The 15,410-nt window shown below is 66.4% G+C and carries 19 protein-coding genes; 18 read left to right on the plus strand and 1 reads right to left on the minus strand.

What is annotated here, in order from left to right; genetic code table 11:
* Positions 1–4: 4 nt before the first annotated feature.
* Genes ASG17_RS10395 through ASG17_RS10405 form a run of 3 tightly spaced genes read left to right on the plus strand, consistent with a single transcriptional unit; the run spans position 5 to position 2,099 of the window.
* Positions 5–454, plus strand: coding sequence for a type II toxin-antitoxin system RatA family toxin (locus ASG17_RS10395; protein WP_056102714.1), 450 nt, complete (start codon positions 5–7; stop codon positions 452–454).
* Complete coding sequence (locus ASG17_RS10400; RefSeq protein WP_056102716.1) at positions 451–1,557, plus strand: NAD(P)/FAD-dependent oxidoreductase; 1,107 nt, start codon at positions 451–453, stop codon at positions 1,555–1,557. Before ASG17_RS10395 ends, ASG17_RS10400 begins: the two co-directional genes overlap by 4 nt.
* A complete protein-coding gene (locus tag ASG17_RS10405) occupies positions 1,554–2,099 on the plus strand; it encodes a sugar O-acetyltransferase (RefSeq protein ID WP_056102719.1) in 546 nt (181 codons plus the stop codon). Before ASG17_RS10400 ends, ASG17_RS10405 begins: the two co-directional genes overlap by 4 nt.
* Here ASG17_RS10405 and ASG17_RS10410 read toward each other — a convergent pair.
* Complete coding sequence (locus tag ASG17_RS10410) at positions 2,096–2,401, minus strand: hypothetical protein (protein WP_156367800.1); 306 nt, start codon at positions 2,399–2,401, stop codon at positions 2,096–2,098. The genes ASG17_RS10405 and ASG17_RS10410 overlap by 4 nt on opposite strands.
* A gap of 122 nt (positions 2,402–2,523) precedes the next feature.
* On the opposite strand from ASG17_RS10410, the gene rpmF reads away from it, so the two are divergent.
* The 15 genes from rpmF to ASG17_RS10485 all read left to right on the plus strand — a co-directional run bounded on the left by rpmF (position 2,524) and on the right by ASG17_RS10485 (position 15,361).
* Positions 2,524–2,706 (plus strand): 50S ribosomal protein L32, encoded by a 183-nt coding sequence (gene rpmF / locus ASG17_RS10415; protein ID WP_029416334.1) that lies wholly within the window; start codon positions 2,524–2,526, stop codon positions 2,704–2,706.
* 110 nt (positions 2,707–2,816) lie between these two features.
* Positions 2,817–3,434 (plus strand): hypothetical protein, encoded by a 618-nt coding sequence (locus ASG17_RS10420; protein WP_056102724.1) that lies wholly within the window; start codon positions 2,817–2,819, stop codon positions 3,432–3,434.
* A 46-nt stretch (positions 3,435–3,480) separates the two neighbouring features.
* The gene (locus ASG17_RS10425) at positions 3,481–3,939 is read left to right on the plus strand and encodes a GNAT family N-acetyltransferase (RefSeq protein ID WP_056102727.1); all 459 of its coding nucleotides are present in this window, start codon (positions 3,481–3,483) and stop codon (positions 3,937–3,939) included.
* An 86-nt stretch (positions 3,940–4,025) separates the two neighbouring features.
* Positions 4,026–5,303: a phosphopyruvate hydratase gene (gene eno / locus ASG17_RS10430; RefSeq protein ID WP_056102732.1), complete on the plus strand. Its 1,278-nt coding sequence runs from the start codon at positions 4,026–4,028 to the stop codon at positions 5,301–5,303.
* A 214-nt stretch (positions 5,304–5,517) separates the two neighbouring features.
* Positions 5,518–5,847, plus strand: a complete 330-nt coding sequence (locus tag ASG17_RS10435) for a septum formation initiator family protein (RefSeq protein WP_056102735.1) — start codon at positions 5,518–5,520, stop codon at positions 5,845–5,847.
* A 124-nt stretch (positions 5,848–5,971) separates the two neighbouring features.
* Positions 5,972–6,988 carry a pyruvate dehydrogenase (acetyl-transferring) E1 component subunit alpha gene (pdhA, locus tag ASG17_RS10440; protein WP_056102737.1) on the plus strand — a complete coding sequence of 339 codons (1,017 nt, stop codon included), beginning with the start codon at positions 5,972–5,974 and terminating at the stop codon, positions 6,986–6,988.
* Positions 6,989–6,991: 3 nt separating this feature from the next.
* On the plus strand, positions 6,992–8,377 hold the full coding sequence (locus ASG17_RS10445) for a pyruvate dehydrogenase complex E1 component subunit beta (protein ID WP_056102740.1): 1,386 nt from the start codon (positions 6,992–6,994) through the stop codon (positions 8,375–8,377).
* Positions 8,374–8,706 (plus strand): DUF5076 domain-containing protein, encoded by a 333-nt coding sequence (locus ASG17_RS10450; RefSeq protein WP_056102744.1) that lies wholly within the window; start codon positions 8,374–8,376, stop codon positions 8,704–8,706. Before ASG17_RS10445 ends, ASG17_RS10450 begins: the two co-directional genes overlap by 4 nt.
* Positions 8,703–9,995, plus strand: coding sequence for a pyruvate dehydrogenase complex dihydrolipoamide acetyltransferase (locus ASG17_RS10455; protein ID WP_056102747.1), 1,293 nt, complete (start codon positions 8,703–8,705; stop codon positions 9,993–9,995). The genes ASG17_RS10450 and ASG17_RS10455 overlap by 4 nt, the downstream gene beginning before the upstream one ends.
* Before the next feature lie 23 nt (positions 9,996–10,018).
* On the plus strand, positions 10,019–10,489 hold the full coding sequence (locus ASG17_RS10460; protein WP_156367801.1) for a hypothetical protein: 471 nt from the start codon (positions 10,019–10,021) through the stop codon (positions 10,487–10,489).
* 12 nt (positions 10,490–10,501) lie between these two features.
* The gene (locus ASG17_RS10465) at positions 10,502–10,981 is read left to right on the plus strand and encodes a glutathione peroxidase (RefSeq protein ID WP_056102752.1); all 480 of its coding nucleotides are present in this window, start codon (positions 10,502–10,504) and stop codon (positions 10,979–10,981) included.
* A 69-nt stretch (positions 10,982–11,050) separates the two neighbouring features.
* Complete coding sequence (locus tag ASG17_RS10470) at positions 11,051–12,025, plus strand: DUF3667 domain-containing protein (RefSeq protein ID WP_082496183.1); 975 nt, start codon at positions 11,051–11,053, stop codon at positions 12,023–12,025.
* A gap of 65 nt (positions 12,026–12,090) precedes the next feature.
* Positions 12,091–13,038: a DUF3667 domain-containing protein gene (locus ASG17_RS10475; protein ID WP_056102758.1), complete on the plus strand. Its 948-nt coding sequence runs from the start codon at positions 12,091–12,093 to the stop codon at positions 13,036–13,038.
* Between the two features lie 95 nt (positions 13,039–13,133).
* Positions 13,134–14,534: a dihydrolipoyl dehydrogenase gene (gene lpdA / locus ASG17_RS10480; RefSeq protein WP_056102761.1), complete on the plus strand. Its 1,401-nt coding sequence runs from the start codon at positions 13,134–13,136 to the stop codon at positions 14,532–14,534.
* Between the two features lie 53 nt (positions 14,535–14,587).
* Positions 14,588–15,361, plus strand: a complete 774-nt coding sequence (locus tag ASG17_RS10485; protein ID WP_056102764.1) for an FkbM family methyltransferase — start codon at positions 14,588–14,590, stop codon at positions 15,359–15,361.
* The last annotated feature ends 49 nt before the right edge of the window (positions 15,362–15,410 follow it).

Consider the following 15,410-nt stretch of genomic DNA (forward strand, 5'->3'; position numbering starts at 1 on the left):
CCGCTTGGCCGTCCACCGCGTTACCCGCATCCTGCCATATCAGCCCGCCCAGCTCGCCGAGTTGGTGGCGGATGTGCGCGCCTATCCGGAGTTCGTGCCGTGGGTGACCTCGATGCGGGTCTGGAACGAGCGCGACGAGGCCGAGGGCGTGACGCTGAAGGATGCCGAAGCCGCCGTCGGCTTTTCCTTCCTGAAGGAGCGCTTCTCGACCTGGGTCCGGCATGACCGCAATTCGCCGAAGGTCGAGGTGGGGCTGATCCGGGGCCCGTTCCGGCACCTGAAGAACCGCTGGGAGTTCTTCCCGCATACCGAGGGGACGCGGCTGGAGTTCATGATCGACTTCGCGTTCAAGAGCCGGCTGCTGGACGCCATGCTGCACGCCAACTTCGACCGGGCGGTCGAGAAGCTGATCGGCTGTTTCGAGGCCGAGGCGCAGCGGCGGTACGGGCGATGAGCTTCGATTTCGACGCGGTCGTGGTGGGCGCCGGCGCCGTGGGCCTGGCCTGCGGGCGGGCGCTGGCGGCGCGGGGTCAAGTCGTGCTGGTGCTCGAGAAGGAGCCGCACATCGGCCAGGGCGTCTCCTCGCGCAACAGCGAGGTGATCCACGGCGGCCTCTACTATCCCACCGGTTCGCTAAAGGCGCGGTTCTGCGTCGAGGGACGGCGACGGCTCTACGCCTTTCTCGAGAGCCACAAGGTCGAGCACTGGAAGTGCGGCAAGCTGGTCGTCGCGACCGAAGAGGTCGAGGTCGAGCGGATCGAGGCCATCTTCCAGCAGGGCGTGACCAATGAGGTCGAGGGGCTGGATCATCTGACGGGCGAACAGGCGCGGGCGCTGGAGCCTGAGCTGAACGCCCATTCCGCCATCCTGTCGCCCGAGAGCGGCGTGTTCGACAGCCACGGCTACATGCTGGCGCTGCAGGGCGAAATCGAGGATGCGGGCGGCTCGGTCGTCATTTCCGCGCCGTTCGAGGGCGCGGCGCCGTTGCCTGGCGGCGGGTTCGAGGTACGCGTGGGCGGGGAGGGGGCGATGACGGTCACCAGCCGCCTGCTGATCACCGCGCCGGGCCTGTCGTCGCAGGCCGTGGCGGCGACGATCGAGGGTTATCCGGCGACCGAGATCCCGACGCGGCATCTGGGCAAGGGCGTCTATTTCCGACTGACCGGCAAGGCGCCGTTCAACCGCCTGATCTACCCGCCGCCGATCCCCGGCGCGCTGGGCACCCACTACCGCAAGGATCTGGGCGGCCAGGCCGTGTTCGGGCCCGACCTCGTCTATGTCGAGACCGAAAACTATTCGGTCGATCCGGCCAAGGCGGCCGAGTTCGAGCGCTACATACGCCGCTTCTGGCCCGGCCTGCCGGACGGCGCTTTGACGCCCGACTATGCCGGCATCCGGCCCAAGCTGCACGGGCCGGGCGAGACCCAGCCGGATTTCCAGCTACATGGCGTCGAGCACCACCGCATTGAGGGGCTGATGGCCCTGTTCGGCATCGAGAGCCCGGGTCTGACAAGCTCCATGGCCATCGGCGAGGCGGTGGCCGAGGCGCTGTCATGACCGAACGCGAGAAGATGCTGGCGGGCCTGGCCTATGATCCGGGCGATCCCGAGCTGCGCGACGGCCGGGCGCGCGCCGTCGGCCTGACCGTGGCCCTCAACACCGAACCGGATCGCAGCCGGCGCGCCGCCATCGTCAATGAACTGGTGCAGGCCAGGGACGGCGCGGCGGTCATCATGCCGGGGTTCTTCTGCGACTACGGCGTCAACATTCACCTGGGCGAGCGAGCGTTCGTCAACGCCAACTGCGTCTTTCTGGACTGCGCCGAAATCCGCATCGGCGACAACTTCCAGTGCGGGCCGGGCGTGCAGTTGTTGACGCCCGAGCATCCGCTGGACGCCATTCAGCGGCGCAGCCTGGAGACGGCGCGGCCTATCGTCGTCGGCGATGATGTCTGGATCGGCGGCGGCGCCATCGTCTTGGCGGGCGTCACAGTCGGGGACCGCAGCGTCATCGGGGCCGGGGCGGTGGTGACGCGAGATGTGCCGTCCGACGTGGTCGTGGTCGGCAATCCGGCGCGGGTGGTCAAACGACTGGCCTAGGCGTTCGCCATCACCACGATGGCGGCGACGAAGGGGATCAGCGGCAGGAAGAGAGCGGCCACCGCCAGCGTGTAGCGGCGGAGAAACCACGCCGCCCACGCCAGGATCGGCCCCACCACGAAGGCGAGTGGGATGCAGAAGCTGAGGGTGATGAAGGTCTCGATCGCCGGGGTCATGCCCGCGTCCGACGCCATCACTGAAAAGGCCGCCCACATCAGGGCCAATGGCAGCAGAAGCAGGGAGATGACGGTCCCGGCGACCAGGCCCAACATGACCTGGCGGCTGCGTGGTGCGGCGCTCATCGGTCCCGCCTTGAAATCGCCTGTCGGTTCATGCATAAGCCCGCGCTCGCAGGCGGCTCTCTTGGGCCGCCGCTACTGTTTTTGCGCCTTCCGGGGCGCTCGCCAAGAAGATTGAGACGGACATGGCTGTTCCGAAGCGCAAAGTATCGCCCTCGCGTCGCAACATGCGCCGCGCCCACGACGCCCTGGGCACGAACCCCTACACCGAAGACAAGGATACGGGCGAGCTGCGTCGTTCGCACCATATCGACCTGAAGACCGGCACCTACCGTGGCCGCCAGGTCCTGACGCCCAAGGAAGACTAGTCTTTTCAAGGGTCGTCCGCTTCGGCGGGGTCTGAACGATGTTGCGGCGCACGATAGCCTCGTGCGCCGTTTTCGTGCGTTGTGTCGGCATCCCAACTGGAGATGCCCTCATGATCCGCTCCATAGCCCCCATCGCGGCCGTCGCCCTCCTGGCCGCCTGCCAGCAGCCCCAGACCGAGGCGCCCGCCCCGACCGAACCGGCCCCCGCGCCCGCTCCGGCGCCCGCGCCGCCGGTCATCCAGCCCTCGGCCACGGTCATCACGTCGGAAGGCTGGGGGCCGCTGCGAATCGGCATGAGCCGCGCCGATGTGGTCACCGCCCTGGGCGAAGACGCCAATCCGAACGCCGTCGGCGGCCCCGATCCGCAAAGCTGTGACGAGTTCCGGCCGGCCCGCGCACCCGAATCGGTGCTGGTCATGATCGAGAACGGCGTCCTGACCCGGATCAGTCTGATCCGCCCGTCCGACATCAAGACCGACCGCGGCTTCGGCGTGGGCGATACGGCCGCCTCCGTGAAGACGGCCTATGGCGCGGCGGCGACCGCCGAACCGCACAAGTACGAGGCCGCTCCGGCCGAGTACATCACCGCCTGGAGCCGTGGCGGTTCGACCAGCTATGTCCAGGATCCGAATGCTCGGGGGCTGGTCTATGAGGTCGGTGGCGACGGCAACGTGAAGGCCATTCGCGCCGGCGGTCCGTCGATCCAGCTTGTCGAGGGTTGCGCCTGACCTGTTCGTCTGTCCCCCTGCGCTGACAGGTGCAGGGGGATGGCGCGTGTTCTCGGTTCGCAAGGATGATCTGACGCACCCGGCGGTGCAGGCGCTGCTGGCGCATCACCACGCGGTCATGCACGCGGACTCCCCGCCTGGGCATGCCTTCGCCCTGAACCTGGATGGACTGAAGTCCCCAGATATCACGGTATGGTCGGCATGGGACCGGGACGACCTATGCGCCATCGGCGCGCTGCGGCGGCTGGACGACGGGTCGGGCGAGATCAAGTCGATGCGGACCCATGCGGATCAGTTGCGGCGCGGCGCGGCGGCGGCGATCCTGACGACCATTCTCGATCACGCCCGCGACAATGAGCTGAGCCGCGTCAGCCTGGAGACCGGCAGCGGCCCGTCTTTCGAGCCGGCCCTGGCGCTGTACCGCCGCGCGGGCTTCACCTCGGGCGGACCTTTCGGGGGATACGAGAAGAGCGACTTCAATCAGTTTCTGCACCTCGATCTCTGACCGGCGGTTGCAAGCCGTGATTGGCCTTTGGCCCGCTTGCGGCTAAAGCCCGCATCCGACGTCTTTCCCGCCAAGCGAGCCCCTTCATGACCGACATCGCCGACATCGTCGCCCGCCAGATCCTCGACAGCCGGGGCAACCCGACCGTGGAAGTCGACGTGACCTTGGATGACGGCTCCTTCGGACGCGCCGCCGTGCCCTCGGGCGCCTCGACCGGCGCCCACGAGGCGGTCGAGCTGCGCGACGGCGACAAGTCTGTCTGGGGCGGCAAGGGCGTCCAGAAAGCGGTTGACGCCGTCAACGGCGAAATCTTCGATGCCCTGTCGGGCATGGACGCCGAGGACCAGCGCCGGCTGGACGAGGCGCTGATCGCGCTGGACGGCACCGAGAACAAGAGTCGCCTGGGCGCCAACGCCATTCTGGGCGTCTCCCTGGCCGCGGCCAAGGCCAGCGCCATCTCCTCGAACCTGCCGTTCCACCGCTACATCGGCGGTGTTTCGGCCCGCGTGCTGCCCACCCCGATGATGAACATCATCAACGGCGGCGCCCACGCCGACAATCCGATCGACATCCAGGAGTTCATGATCCTGCCGACCGGCGCCGAGAGCTTCTCGGAAGCCCTACGCATGGGCTCGGAAATCTTCCACGCCCTGAAGAAGCAGTTGAAGGACGCGGGCCACAACACCAACGTCGGCGACGAGGGCGGTTTCGCACCGAATCTGGCGTCGGCCGAGGAGGCCCTGGCCTTCATCACCAAGGCGGGTCAGGCGGCCGGATATCTGGCGGGTGAAGACTTCCACCTGGGTCTGGACGTCGCCTCGACCGAGTTCTTCAAGGACGGAAAGTACGCGATGACGGGGGAGGGCAAGACGCTCGATTCCGAAGCCATGGCGAACTACCTGGCCGATCTGGTCGAGCGCTTCCCGATCGTGTCGATCGAGGACGGGATGGGCGAAGATGACTTCGACGGCTGGCGCATCCTGACCGAGCGTCTGGGCGACCGGGTCCAGCTGGTCGGCGACGATCTGTTCGTGACCAACCCCGCGCGTCTGGCCGCCGGCATCGGCGAAGGCCTGGCCAACTCCATCCTGATCAAGGTCAACCAGATCGGCACCCTGTCGGAGACCCTGGACGCCGTCGATATGGCGCACCGTGCCGGCTACACCTCGGTCATGAGCCACCGCTCGGGCGAGACGGAGGATTCGACCATCGCTGACCTGGCCGTCGCCACCAACTGCGGACAGATCAAGACCGGCTCGCTGGCCCGCTCGGATCGTACGGCCAAATACAATCAGCTGCTGCGCATTGAGGAGATGCTGGGCGACCAAGGCGTCTATTTCGGCGACGGCATGCTGCTGAAGTAGGGCGTCCACGGGGGCCGCGCCCCCGGGTCCAATGCTACGACGCCTTTACGCCGCCCGGTCCTGCACCGGGCGGCGTATTCGTTTCTTTCGAGCCGGGCCAAAAATCGTTGCTCGACTGAAATAGTCGTTACGAAGATATGGCCAAGCTACGGTTTGTTAGGGGTCTTCGGCGACGTTCCATCAACTGTGTTCACGCTCAGAAGGAGCGTTCTTGATGCCTGAACGGATGAAGCCGTACCGTATCGCCATGGCCCTGATGTTGCTGATCGCCTACCTCGGCGTTCAGGCGCTGACCGGCGACAGGGGGCTGCTGACCGGCGCGGCGCGCGATGCGCGCCTGGTCGCGCGCGAAAGCCAGCTGGCAGATCTGGAAGCCCAGCGGGCCGATCTGGAAACACGTGTCGAATATTTGCAGGCCGACAATCTCTCGCGCGATCTGCTGGAGGAGCGCGCGCGCGCCGTGCTGGGGTTCGCCAACCCGCACGACTACGTCATTCGCGTCGTGACGCCCGTCGAACACGACATGAAAACGGGCCGGTCGTGAACTTTCGTTTCATCCCATAATGCTGACTTTGCGTTTGGGAACGGAAGGCTGCTAAAGCCCACTTCCCTAACGACAAGAGGCCCCCATCAGCCATGTGGCGCGGGGCTCAGCCGGGAGATTCCGGATGGCGAAAGCCGCCGCGCGCAAGACTGACACCAAGCTTCCCAACGCCCCGCAGGCGTCCAAAGACGAGTTGCTGGAGTTCTACCGGCAGATGGTCCTGATCCGCCGGTTCGAAGAGCGGGCCGGCCAACTGTACGGCATGGGACTGATCGGCGGCTTCTGCCACCTGTACATCGGCCAGGAAGCCGTTGCGGTCGGCGTCCAGGCCAGCGTCAAGCCGGGCCACGACAAGATCATCACAGGCTATCGTGACCACGGCCACATGCTGGCCGCCGGCATGGACCCGAAAGAAGTGATGGCCGAGCTGACCGGCCGCATCGGCGGATCGTCCAAGGGCAAGGGCGGTTCGATGCACATGTTCGACGTGCCGACCGGCTTCTACGGCGGTCACGGCATCGTCGGCGCCCAGGTGGCGCTGGGCACCGGCCTGGCGTTCGCCGGCAAGTACCGCGGGGACGATTCGGTCAGCTTCGTCTATTTCGGCGACGGGGCGTCGAACCAGGGTCAGGTCTACGAGAGCTTCAACATGGCGCAGCTGTGGAAGCTGCCGGCCATCTACATCATCGAGAACAACCAGTACGCCATGGGCACGAGCATCGAACGCTCGTCCTCGACGACCGAACTCTACATGCGGGGCGCCTCGTTCGGCATTCCGGGCGAGCAGGTCGACGGCATGGACGTGCTGGCGGTCAAGGATGCGGTCGCCCGTGCGGTGGAACGGGCGCGTGAAGGCGGCGGCCCCTTCATCCTGGAGGTGAAGACCTATCGCTATCGCGGCCACTCGATGTCCGACCCGGCCAAGTATCGGTCCAAGGACGAGGTCGACGAGGTCAAGAAGACCCGCGACCCCATCGACCACATCAAGCTGCTGCTGGAGCAGGCCAAGGCCACCGAAGACGAGCTGAAGGCCATCGACGCGGAGATCAAGGCGATCGTCGCCGAGGCCGTGCAGTTCGCCCAGGAAAGCCCGGAGCCGGATCCGTCCGAGCTCTATACCGACGTCTACGTGGAGGCCTGATCCGTGACCGACATTCTGATGCCGGCGCTGTCCCCCACGATGGAAGAGGGCACGCTGACCAAGTGGCACATCAAGGCCGGCGACACGGTGAAGGCCGGTGACGTCATCGCCGAGATCGAGACCGACAAGGCCACGATGGAAGTCGAGGCCGTCGACGAGGGTGAAGTGCTGGAAATCCTGGTGCCGGAAGGTACGGAGGGCGTGAAGGTCAACGCACTGATCGCCCGCCTGTCCGGCGACGACGCGGCCCCGGCGGCGTCCAAGCCGGCCGAGCAGGCCGCCGACGTCGCCGCGCCCGTCGCCAAGGAAGACGCGGCCGAGGCCAAGACCGGCGACCCCGAAAAGGCGCCGGCACAGACGCCCAGCCCGAAGGTCGAACTGCGCGATCCGGAACTTCCGGAGGGCGCCAAGCTGGTCAAGACGACCGTGCGCGACGCCTTGCGCGACGCCATGGCCGAAGAGATGCGCCGCGACGAAAACGTCTTCCTGATCGGCGAGGAAGTCGCCCAGTACCAAGGCGCCTACAAGGTCAGCCGGGAACTGCTGCAGGAATTCGGCGACCGCCGCGTGGTCGATACCCCGATCACCGAGCATGGCTTCGCCGGCCTCGGCGTCGGCGCCGCCATGAGCGGCCTGAAGCCGATCGTCGAGTTCATGACCTTCAACTTCGCCATGCAGGCGATCGATCACATCATCAACTCGGCGGCCAAGACACTGTACATGTCGGGCGGCCAGATCCGCGCGCCCATCGTGTTCCGGGGGCCGAACGGCGCCGCCAGCCGCGTCGGGGCCCAGCACAGCCAGGACTACTCCGCTTGGTACGCCCAGGTGCCCGGGTTGAAGGTCATCGCGCCGTACGACGCCGCCGATGCGAAAGGCCTGCTGAAGGCCGCCATCCGCGACCCCAACCCTATCGTCTTCCTCGAGCACGAGATGATGTACGGGATCGAGTTCGACGTGCCCGAGGTCGAGGACTACGTCGTGCCGATCGGCAAGGCCAAGGTCCGCCGCGAGGGCACGGACGTGACCATCACCGCCCACGCGCGCATGGTCGGCTTCGCCCTGCAGGCCGCCGAGAAGCTGGCGGAAGAGGGCATCTCGGCCGAGGTCATCGACCTGCGCACCCTGCGTCCGCTGGACACCGACACCATCATCGCCAGCGTCAAGAAAACCAATCGACTGGTCTCGGCCGAAGAAGGCTGGGGTCCGATGGGCGTCGGCGCCGAGGTCGTGGCGCGAGTGATCGAGCACGCCTTCGACTATCTGGATGCGCCGCCGCTGCGCGTGCACCAGGAAGACGTGCCGCTGCCGTATGCCGCCAATCTGGAGGCCCTGTCGCTGCCGGGCGTCGACAAGGTGGTCGCGGCGGTGAAGAAGGTGATGGCATGAACGACGCTGTCCAGCGCGCTCTGCCGATCCCGCCCGCCATCGCCGACGCAGCTGAACTGCCCCCCGAGGCGCATGAGCTGATCCGGGCCTGGTGGGACGGGCAGCAGACGCGGATGATGATCCGCACCACCTTCGACGACCCCGCCCACGTCGGCATTCTGCTGTCCGAGCTGGCTTGGCATTTCGCCAACGGCTACGCGAACCGGCTGGGGCTCGACCGCGAGGCGGTCCGCAAGGACATCCGCGACCGGCTGCTCCAGCAGGAAGCCGTGTTCGACGAAAAGGTCTTGGTCCCCACAGCTGACGTCCAAGGAGCGCCCCGCTCATGACCGACATCCTGATGCCCGCCCTGTCGCCCACGATGGAAGAGGGCGTGCTGGCCAAGTGGCACGTCAAGGCCGGCGACGTGGTCAAGGCCGGCGACGTCATCGCCGAGATCGAGACGGACAAGGCCACGATGGAAGTCGAGGCCGTCGACGAGGGCGAGATCACCGACATTCTGGTGGCGGAAGGCACCGAGGGCGTGAAGGTCAATACGCCGATCGCTCGCCTGAAGGACGAGGGCGGCGCGTCCGCTCCCGCGCCGAAAGCCGCCGAGACGCCCAAGGCTGATGCGTCCAAGGAGGCCCCGAAGGCTGAAGCCGCCCCGGAGCCGAAGGCCGAAGCGCCCAAGGCGGCGGCTCCGGCCCCGGCCAAGGCCGACGGCCAACGCCTGTTCGCCTCGCCGTTGGCGCGTCGCCTGGCCGCTGAAGCCGGTCTGGACCTGGCCTCGATCAAGGGCACCGGTCCGCACGGCCGTATCGTCAAGTCCGACGTCGAGGGCGCCGGCAAGGGCGGCGCCAAGATGGCCGCGTCCAGCGGCTCTGCGTCCGCGCCGGCCGCAGAGCCGCGCAAGGTCCAGTCTCTGGCCCAGATGGGCATTCCGGACGGCAGCTACGACCTCGTTCCGCTGGACGGCATGCGCAAGGCGATCGCCCGCCGCCTGACCGATGCCGCGCGCGACATTCCTCACTTCCCGCTGACCATCGACGTCGAACTGGACGCCCTGATGGCGGCGCGCGCCAAGGTCAACGCCCTGCTGGAGAAGTCGGGCGTGAAGGTCTCGGTCAACGACTTCGTCATCAAGGCCGCGGCCATGGCCCTGAAGGCCGTGCCGGAAGCCAACGCCAGCTACACGCCCGAGGGCATCGCCCTGCACCACAACGCGGACATCGCCATGGCCGTGGCCATCGACGGCGGCCTGATCACCCCGATCATCCGCAAGGCCGAACTGAAGACCCTGTCGCAGATCGCTGTGGAGTCGAAGGATCTCGCCAAGCGGGCGCGCGACCGGAAGCTGAAGCCCGAGGAATTCCAGGGCGGCACCTTCTCGGTGTCCAACCTGGGCATGTTCGGCATCAAGACCTTCTCGTCGATCATCAACGAGCCGCAGGGCGCAATCATGAGCGTCGGTGCGGGCGAGCAGCGTCCCGTCGTCAGGAACGGCCAGCTGGCCGTCGCCACCGTCATGACGGTCACGGTGACCTGCGATCACCGGGTGGTTGACGGCGCCGTCGGGGCGCGGTTCCTTCAGGCCTTCAAGCCGCTGATCGAAGATCCGGTGACAATGCTGGCGTAGGGCCAGCTTCTATCGAGGACGCCATGAGACGCATCGCATTGTCCGTCGCTTTGTTGCTCGCTCCCGTCGCCGCGCTGGCCGGGGATGGCGTCTGGACCAGCGGATATGGTCAGGGGATCACGGAGGCGAACGTCGCCAACGCGCGCGGCGTCACCCTGCGTGTGGCCTGTACCGACGCGGCGCTGAACCGCGCCCCCAGCGTGTCCATCGATGTGCCGAATCTTCAAGGCGGCGACAGCAAGACCGTGACGGCTCAGGTCACCATCGGCGGCCGTGCGGCGGCGATCGATTTCCAGCGCCGCGTGCGGGACCAGAATCAGGTCGTCTACAGCTGGGACGCGACGGGCCGTCAGCGGCACGTGTTCGACGAGCTTCTGTTCAACATGACCCACGGGGGCCGCACCGCCAGCATCGTGCTGGCCTCCGAGCGCGTGCGCGAGACCTTCCCTTTGCAAGGCGCGCGAACGGCCCTCCAAGCCTGCATGCCGGATTGATCGGGCAGGGGAGTGACGACGGCCTATGACTTCACCGCCCGGGCTATCGATGGCCGAGACGTTTCACTGGACGTCTGGCGCGGGCAGGCGCTGCTGATCGTCAACACCGCCTCGAAGTGCGGTTTCACGCCGCAGTACAAGGGTTTGGAAAGCCTGCATCGACGCTTTGCCGACCAGCCGTTCCAGGTGCTGGGCTTTCCCTGCAATCAGTTCGGCGGACAGGAGCCCGGCATGGCGGCCGAGATCGCGGCATTCTGCGCGACCGCGTTCAACGTCAGCTTTCCGATGTTCGACAAGATCGAGGTCAACGGCCCGCACCGCCACCCTCTGTACGACTGGCTGACGCGCAAGAAGCGGGGCCTGTTGGGCACGCGGTCGATCCGCTGGAACTTCACCAAATTCCTCGTCGATCGCGAGGGCCGCGTCGTCGCGCGCTATGCGCCCCAGGTTCAGCCGGATGAGCTGGAACCGGCCGTCGCCGCGCTGCTCTGACCGACAGACGTCGACGTCGCATTGCGTTGTTCGATCATGTGTCGCACCCTCCCATGGGGTAGGGCGATCATGGCGACTGAGAGAGCGGCCCGCACCAGACGCGCTGCGGCTACCCCATGCCCGACATGTGAGACGCCGCTGCGCGGGCGATTCTGCTTCGCCTGCGGGCAGGACACGCACATTCGGCCTCGACCTCTTCGCGAGGTGGCCGGCGAGGCTCTGATCGAGGTCACCAAGCTGGACGCCAGGGCGATCCGCACCATGGCCGTGCTGGCCGCGCGACCAGGCCGGCTGTTGGAGGCCTATCGCGCCGGGGCCAGCGGGCGGTATGCGACGCCGCTGAAGATGTTCGTGATGATGACCGCCATCTTTCTGGCAGTGCTCAATTTCACCGACGTGCAGATCTACCAGACTGTCTGGACCACGACGCCGGGCGTCACGCCTGTGGCGACGGCGGATCCCGACGGCGTCAATGTACACATCACCGGCGCCGTTGAGCAGGAACTGTGGATGCGCCAGCGGGTCGAGCCTGCCGCCGATCCCCGGATCATTCCCGCTCTTCTGGATGCCGCGGCCAAGGCGACCAACGAGCGCGACCGTCAGAACCTGGCCTATGAGGCCGAGGTCGTGCGCGACCAGCCCGTGATTACGGATCGGCTGGTGGCGTGGCTGTCCAACGCGACCTGGCTGATGATGCCCGTTTACGCAGCTCTGCTGATGCCGTTGTTCGGGCGACGGCGCCTGTTCATGGAGCATCTGGCCTTCGCCATGTGGGCCCATGCAATGGCATTCGCCCTGCTGTTGTTGCTCGCGCTGGCGAATCGTCTTGGCGCGCGGCTCGATATCTGGCCGCTGCTGGCGCCCTATGGCGTGTATTTCGCGCTGGCGGCGTCGCAGTATTACGGGGTCAGCCGATGGGGCGCGGCGTGGCGATGCGCGGTGCACATGGCGCTGTATTTTCTGCTGGCCATCGTGCCCGCGGGCCTGGTCGCCACTTTCTTCGCCATGGATGTCGGCGCCTACTGGGCCTTCCTGACCGCCTGATGCGCCTTTCGCTTGGACCCAGGTGGTGAGTTTTCTATCGTGCGTCCCGTGACTCGAGGGCGACTATGACCGACGAACCGGCGAGCTGCGCCGCCTGCGGCGCCATGCTGATGGGTCGGTACTGCTACCGATGTGGGCAAGACACCCTGGCAAGGCCGCGCCCGCTGCGCGAACTGGCGATGGAGGCTTTCTCCGAAACAAATCTGGTCGATACCCGCACGGCCCGGACGATGGCGGCGTTGGCGCTCAGACCCGGTGAATTGCTGGAAGCCTACCGGTCCGGAGCCGGCAGCCGCTATGCGACGCCGATCAAGATCTTCGTCGTCATGACGGCGCTGTTCCTGTTGGTGCTGAACTTCAGCGACGTCGTCATCTACCAGTATGTGCGCCAGGTGGAGCCGGGGGCGACCGTTACGGCCCGCGCCGACCCGGATGGCTATACGGTGCACCTGATCGGAGCGACCGAGAGCGACCGCTGGATGCAGCGGCGCATCGAACCCTCCATCGATCCCCGCATCCCCGCCGCCATCCAGGCCGCGGCTGATCGGGCGACCAGCAGTCGCGACAAGGGCAATCTGCTGTACGAACTGCAGACTGACCGCGAGCAGGACGTCATCACGCAACGGCTGGCCGACTGGTTGCCCAACGCCCTGTGGCTGCTGATGCCGCTCTACGCGCTGCTGCTGACGCCGCTGTTCGGACGAAACCGCCTGTTCCTGGAACACGCCGTCTTCGCCATGTGGGCGCACGCCCTGGCGTTCGGCCTGCTGATCATGCTGGCCCTGATCAACAAGTTCAACGTCGGCATGCCGGCTTGGCCACTGGTCATTCCCTACCTCGGCTATTTCGCCATCGCCGCGCGCCGGTACTACGGCGAGCGCTGGGTTCAGGTGGGCTGGAAGGCGGTGGTGCACACCGGTCTCTATGTCCTCATGGTGCTGATCCCCGCGGCCGTGCTGGTCTCGCTATCGGCGTTGGATATCGACGCCTTCATGGCCTATGTGCGCTCCTGATCGCGTGACTTTTGGTTACGGATCGGGCGGGAGGCGTGGCGTGCGCGACCCGCGGTGCGTTAGACAGCGCCAGCCTGCGCAGAGGAGAAAAGCCCATGGCCGAGTTTGATCTGGTCGTCATCGGTTCGGGCCCTGGCGGCTATGTGGCCGCCATTCGCGCAAGCCAGCTGGGTCTGAAGACGGCTATCGTCGAGCGCGAGAACCTGGGCGGCATCTGCCTGAATTGGGGGTGCATCCCCACCAAGGCGCTGCTGAAGTCCGGTGAGAAGTTCGAGAGCCTGTCGCATCTGAGCGAGTACGGCCTGTCGGCCTCGGGCGCGACCTTTGACTTCGACGCCATCATCAAGCGCTCGCGCGGCGTCGCGGCGACGATGAACAAGGGCATCGCTTACCTGATGAAGAAGCACAAGATCGAGGTGATCGAGGGCACGGCCAAGCTGGAGAAGGGTTCACCGGCCAAGGTCGTCGTCGCGCTGAACGCCGGCGGTTCGCGCACCGTCGAGGCCAAGTCGATCATCCTGGCCCTGGGCGCCCGCGCCCGCGCCCTCCCGCAGATCGGCCTGGAGGCCGACGGCGACAAGATCTGGGCTTACCGCGAGGCCTTGGCGCCGAAGACACTGCCGAAATCGTTCGTCGTCATCGGCTCGGGCGCCATCGGTCTGGAGTTCGCCAGCTTCTACCGCGCCCTGGGCTCGGACGTGACCGTCGTCGAGGCCGTCGAGCGCATCATGCCGGTCGAGGACGAGGAGGTCGCCAAGGCGGCCCAGAAGGCCTTCGAGAAGCGCGGCATCAAGTTCCGCGTCGGCGCCAAGGTGACCAAGGTCGCCAAGGCGGGGCAGGGGGTTCAGGTCTCCGTCGAGGTGGGCGGCAAGGGCGAGACGCTGGAGGCCGAGGTCTGCATCTCGGCCGTCGGCATCACCGCCAACACCGACGGCGTCGGCCTGGAGACGCTGGGCGTCGAGCTGGACCGCGGCCACATCAAGACCGACAGCCACTGCCAGACCAATGTGAAGGGCGTCTACGCCATCGGCGACTGCGCCGGCGCGCCCTGGCTCGCCCACAAGGCTTCGCATGAAGGCATCCACGCGGCCGAGCACATCGCCGCCTACAAGACGCCGAACGTCCATTCGCCGATCGCCGGCTGCACCTACACCCAGCCGCAGGTCGCCTCGGTCGGCGTGACGGAGCAGGGGGCCAAGGCCGCCAATCGCGAGGTCAAGATCGGCCGCTTCCCGTTCCGGGTAAACGGCAAGGCCGTGGCGGCCGGCGAGGTCGAGGGCTTCGTCAAGGTGATCTTCGACGCCAAGACCGGCGCCCTGATCGGCGCCCACATGATCGGCCACGAAGTGACCGAGATGATCCAAGGCTACGTCACCGCCATCACCATGGAAGCGACCGAGGAAGACATCCACGGCATCGTCTATCCGCACCCGACCATGAGCGAGGCCATGCACGAGGCAGCGCTGGACGCCTACGGCCGCGTTCTGCACATTTGATCCTGTCCGCGACGCCTGACAGCGTGGCGTGAGGAACGCTGCAGGAGGATCTCATGGTGGCAGGCGCAAAGCCGCTGCTTGGCGCGGACCGCAAGACGCCGACGTTCGGCAAGTCGGCGCGAGAGTTTCTCGAACAGGTGCGGTCGGCCCCTTACGACCGCGAGGATCTGGGTCAGTTTTTCGCCTTCGCGGCGGGGTTGGCCAAACAATCCAAGGGACAGCTCTTCCAGGATCTCTGGGCGCTGTGGGAGACGGGCATGAATGCGCCCGGCTACTTCGTCGAGTTTGGCGCCGCCGACGGCGTCTATCTTAGCAACAGCTACCTTCTTGAGACGACGTACGGTTGGAAAGGCGTTTTGGCCGAGCCAAACCCTGCGTCGGCGCCGCTGGTGCGCGCGGCCCGCAACTGCTTTATCTCGGACAAATGCGTCTTCAATCGCTCGGGCGAGCACATCGCCTTCCTGCCCGCCGTTATGGGCGAGTTGTCGCGTATCCGCGACATCGTGCCGGACGATACGCACGAACGCAGCGGACGGCGACTGGGTGAGGCCTCGAAGGAAATTCAGGTCGAAACCATCTCGCTGAACGACCTGCTGATCGAGGCCCAAGCGCCGCAGCGGATCGACTACATGTCCGTCGATACGGAAGGCTCGGAATTCGCGATCCTCTCCACGTTCGATTTCGAGCGATGGGACGTACGGGCGATCAGCGTCGAGCACAATTTCACGCTGCTGCGCGAGCAGTTGTTCGAGCTGCTGACGGCCGCGGGCTATCGCCGGAAGTTCCGTCAGTTCAGCCGCTTTGACGACTGGTATGTGAGGGACTGACAGACATGCGCCACCGGTTTGCTGCCGTCATTTCCATGTGCATGGCGGG

The organism is Brevundimonas sp. Leaf363 (assembly GCF_001424025.1).
Lineage (GTDB): Bacteria > Pseudomonadota > Alphaproteobacteria > Caulobacterales > Caulobacteraceae > Brevundimonas.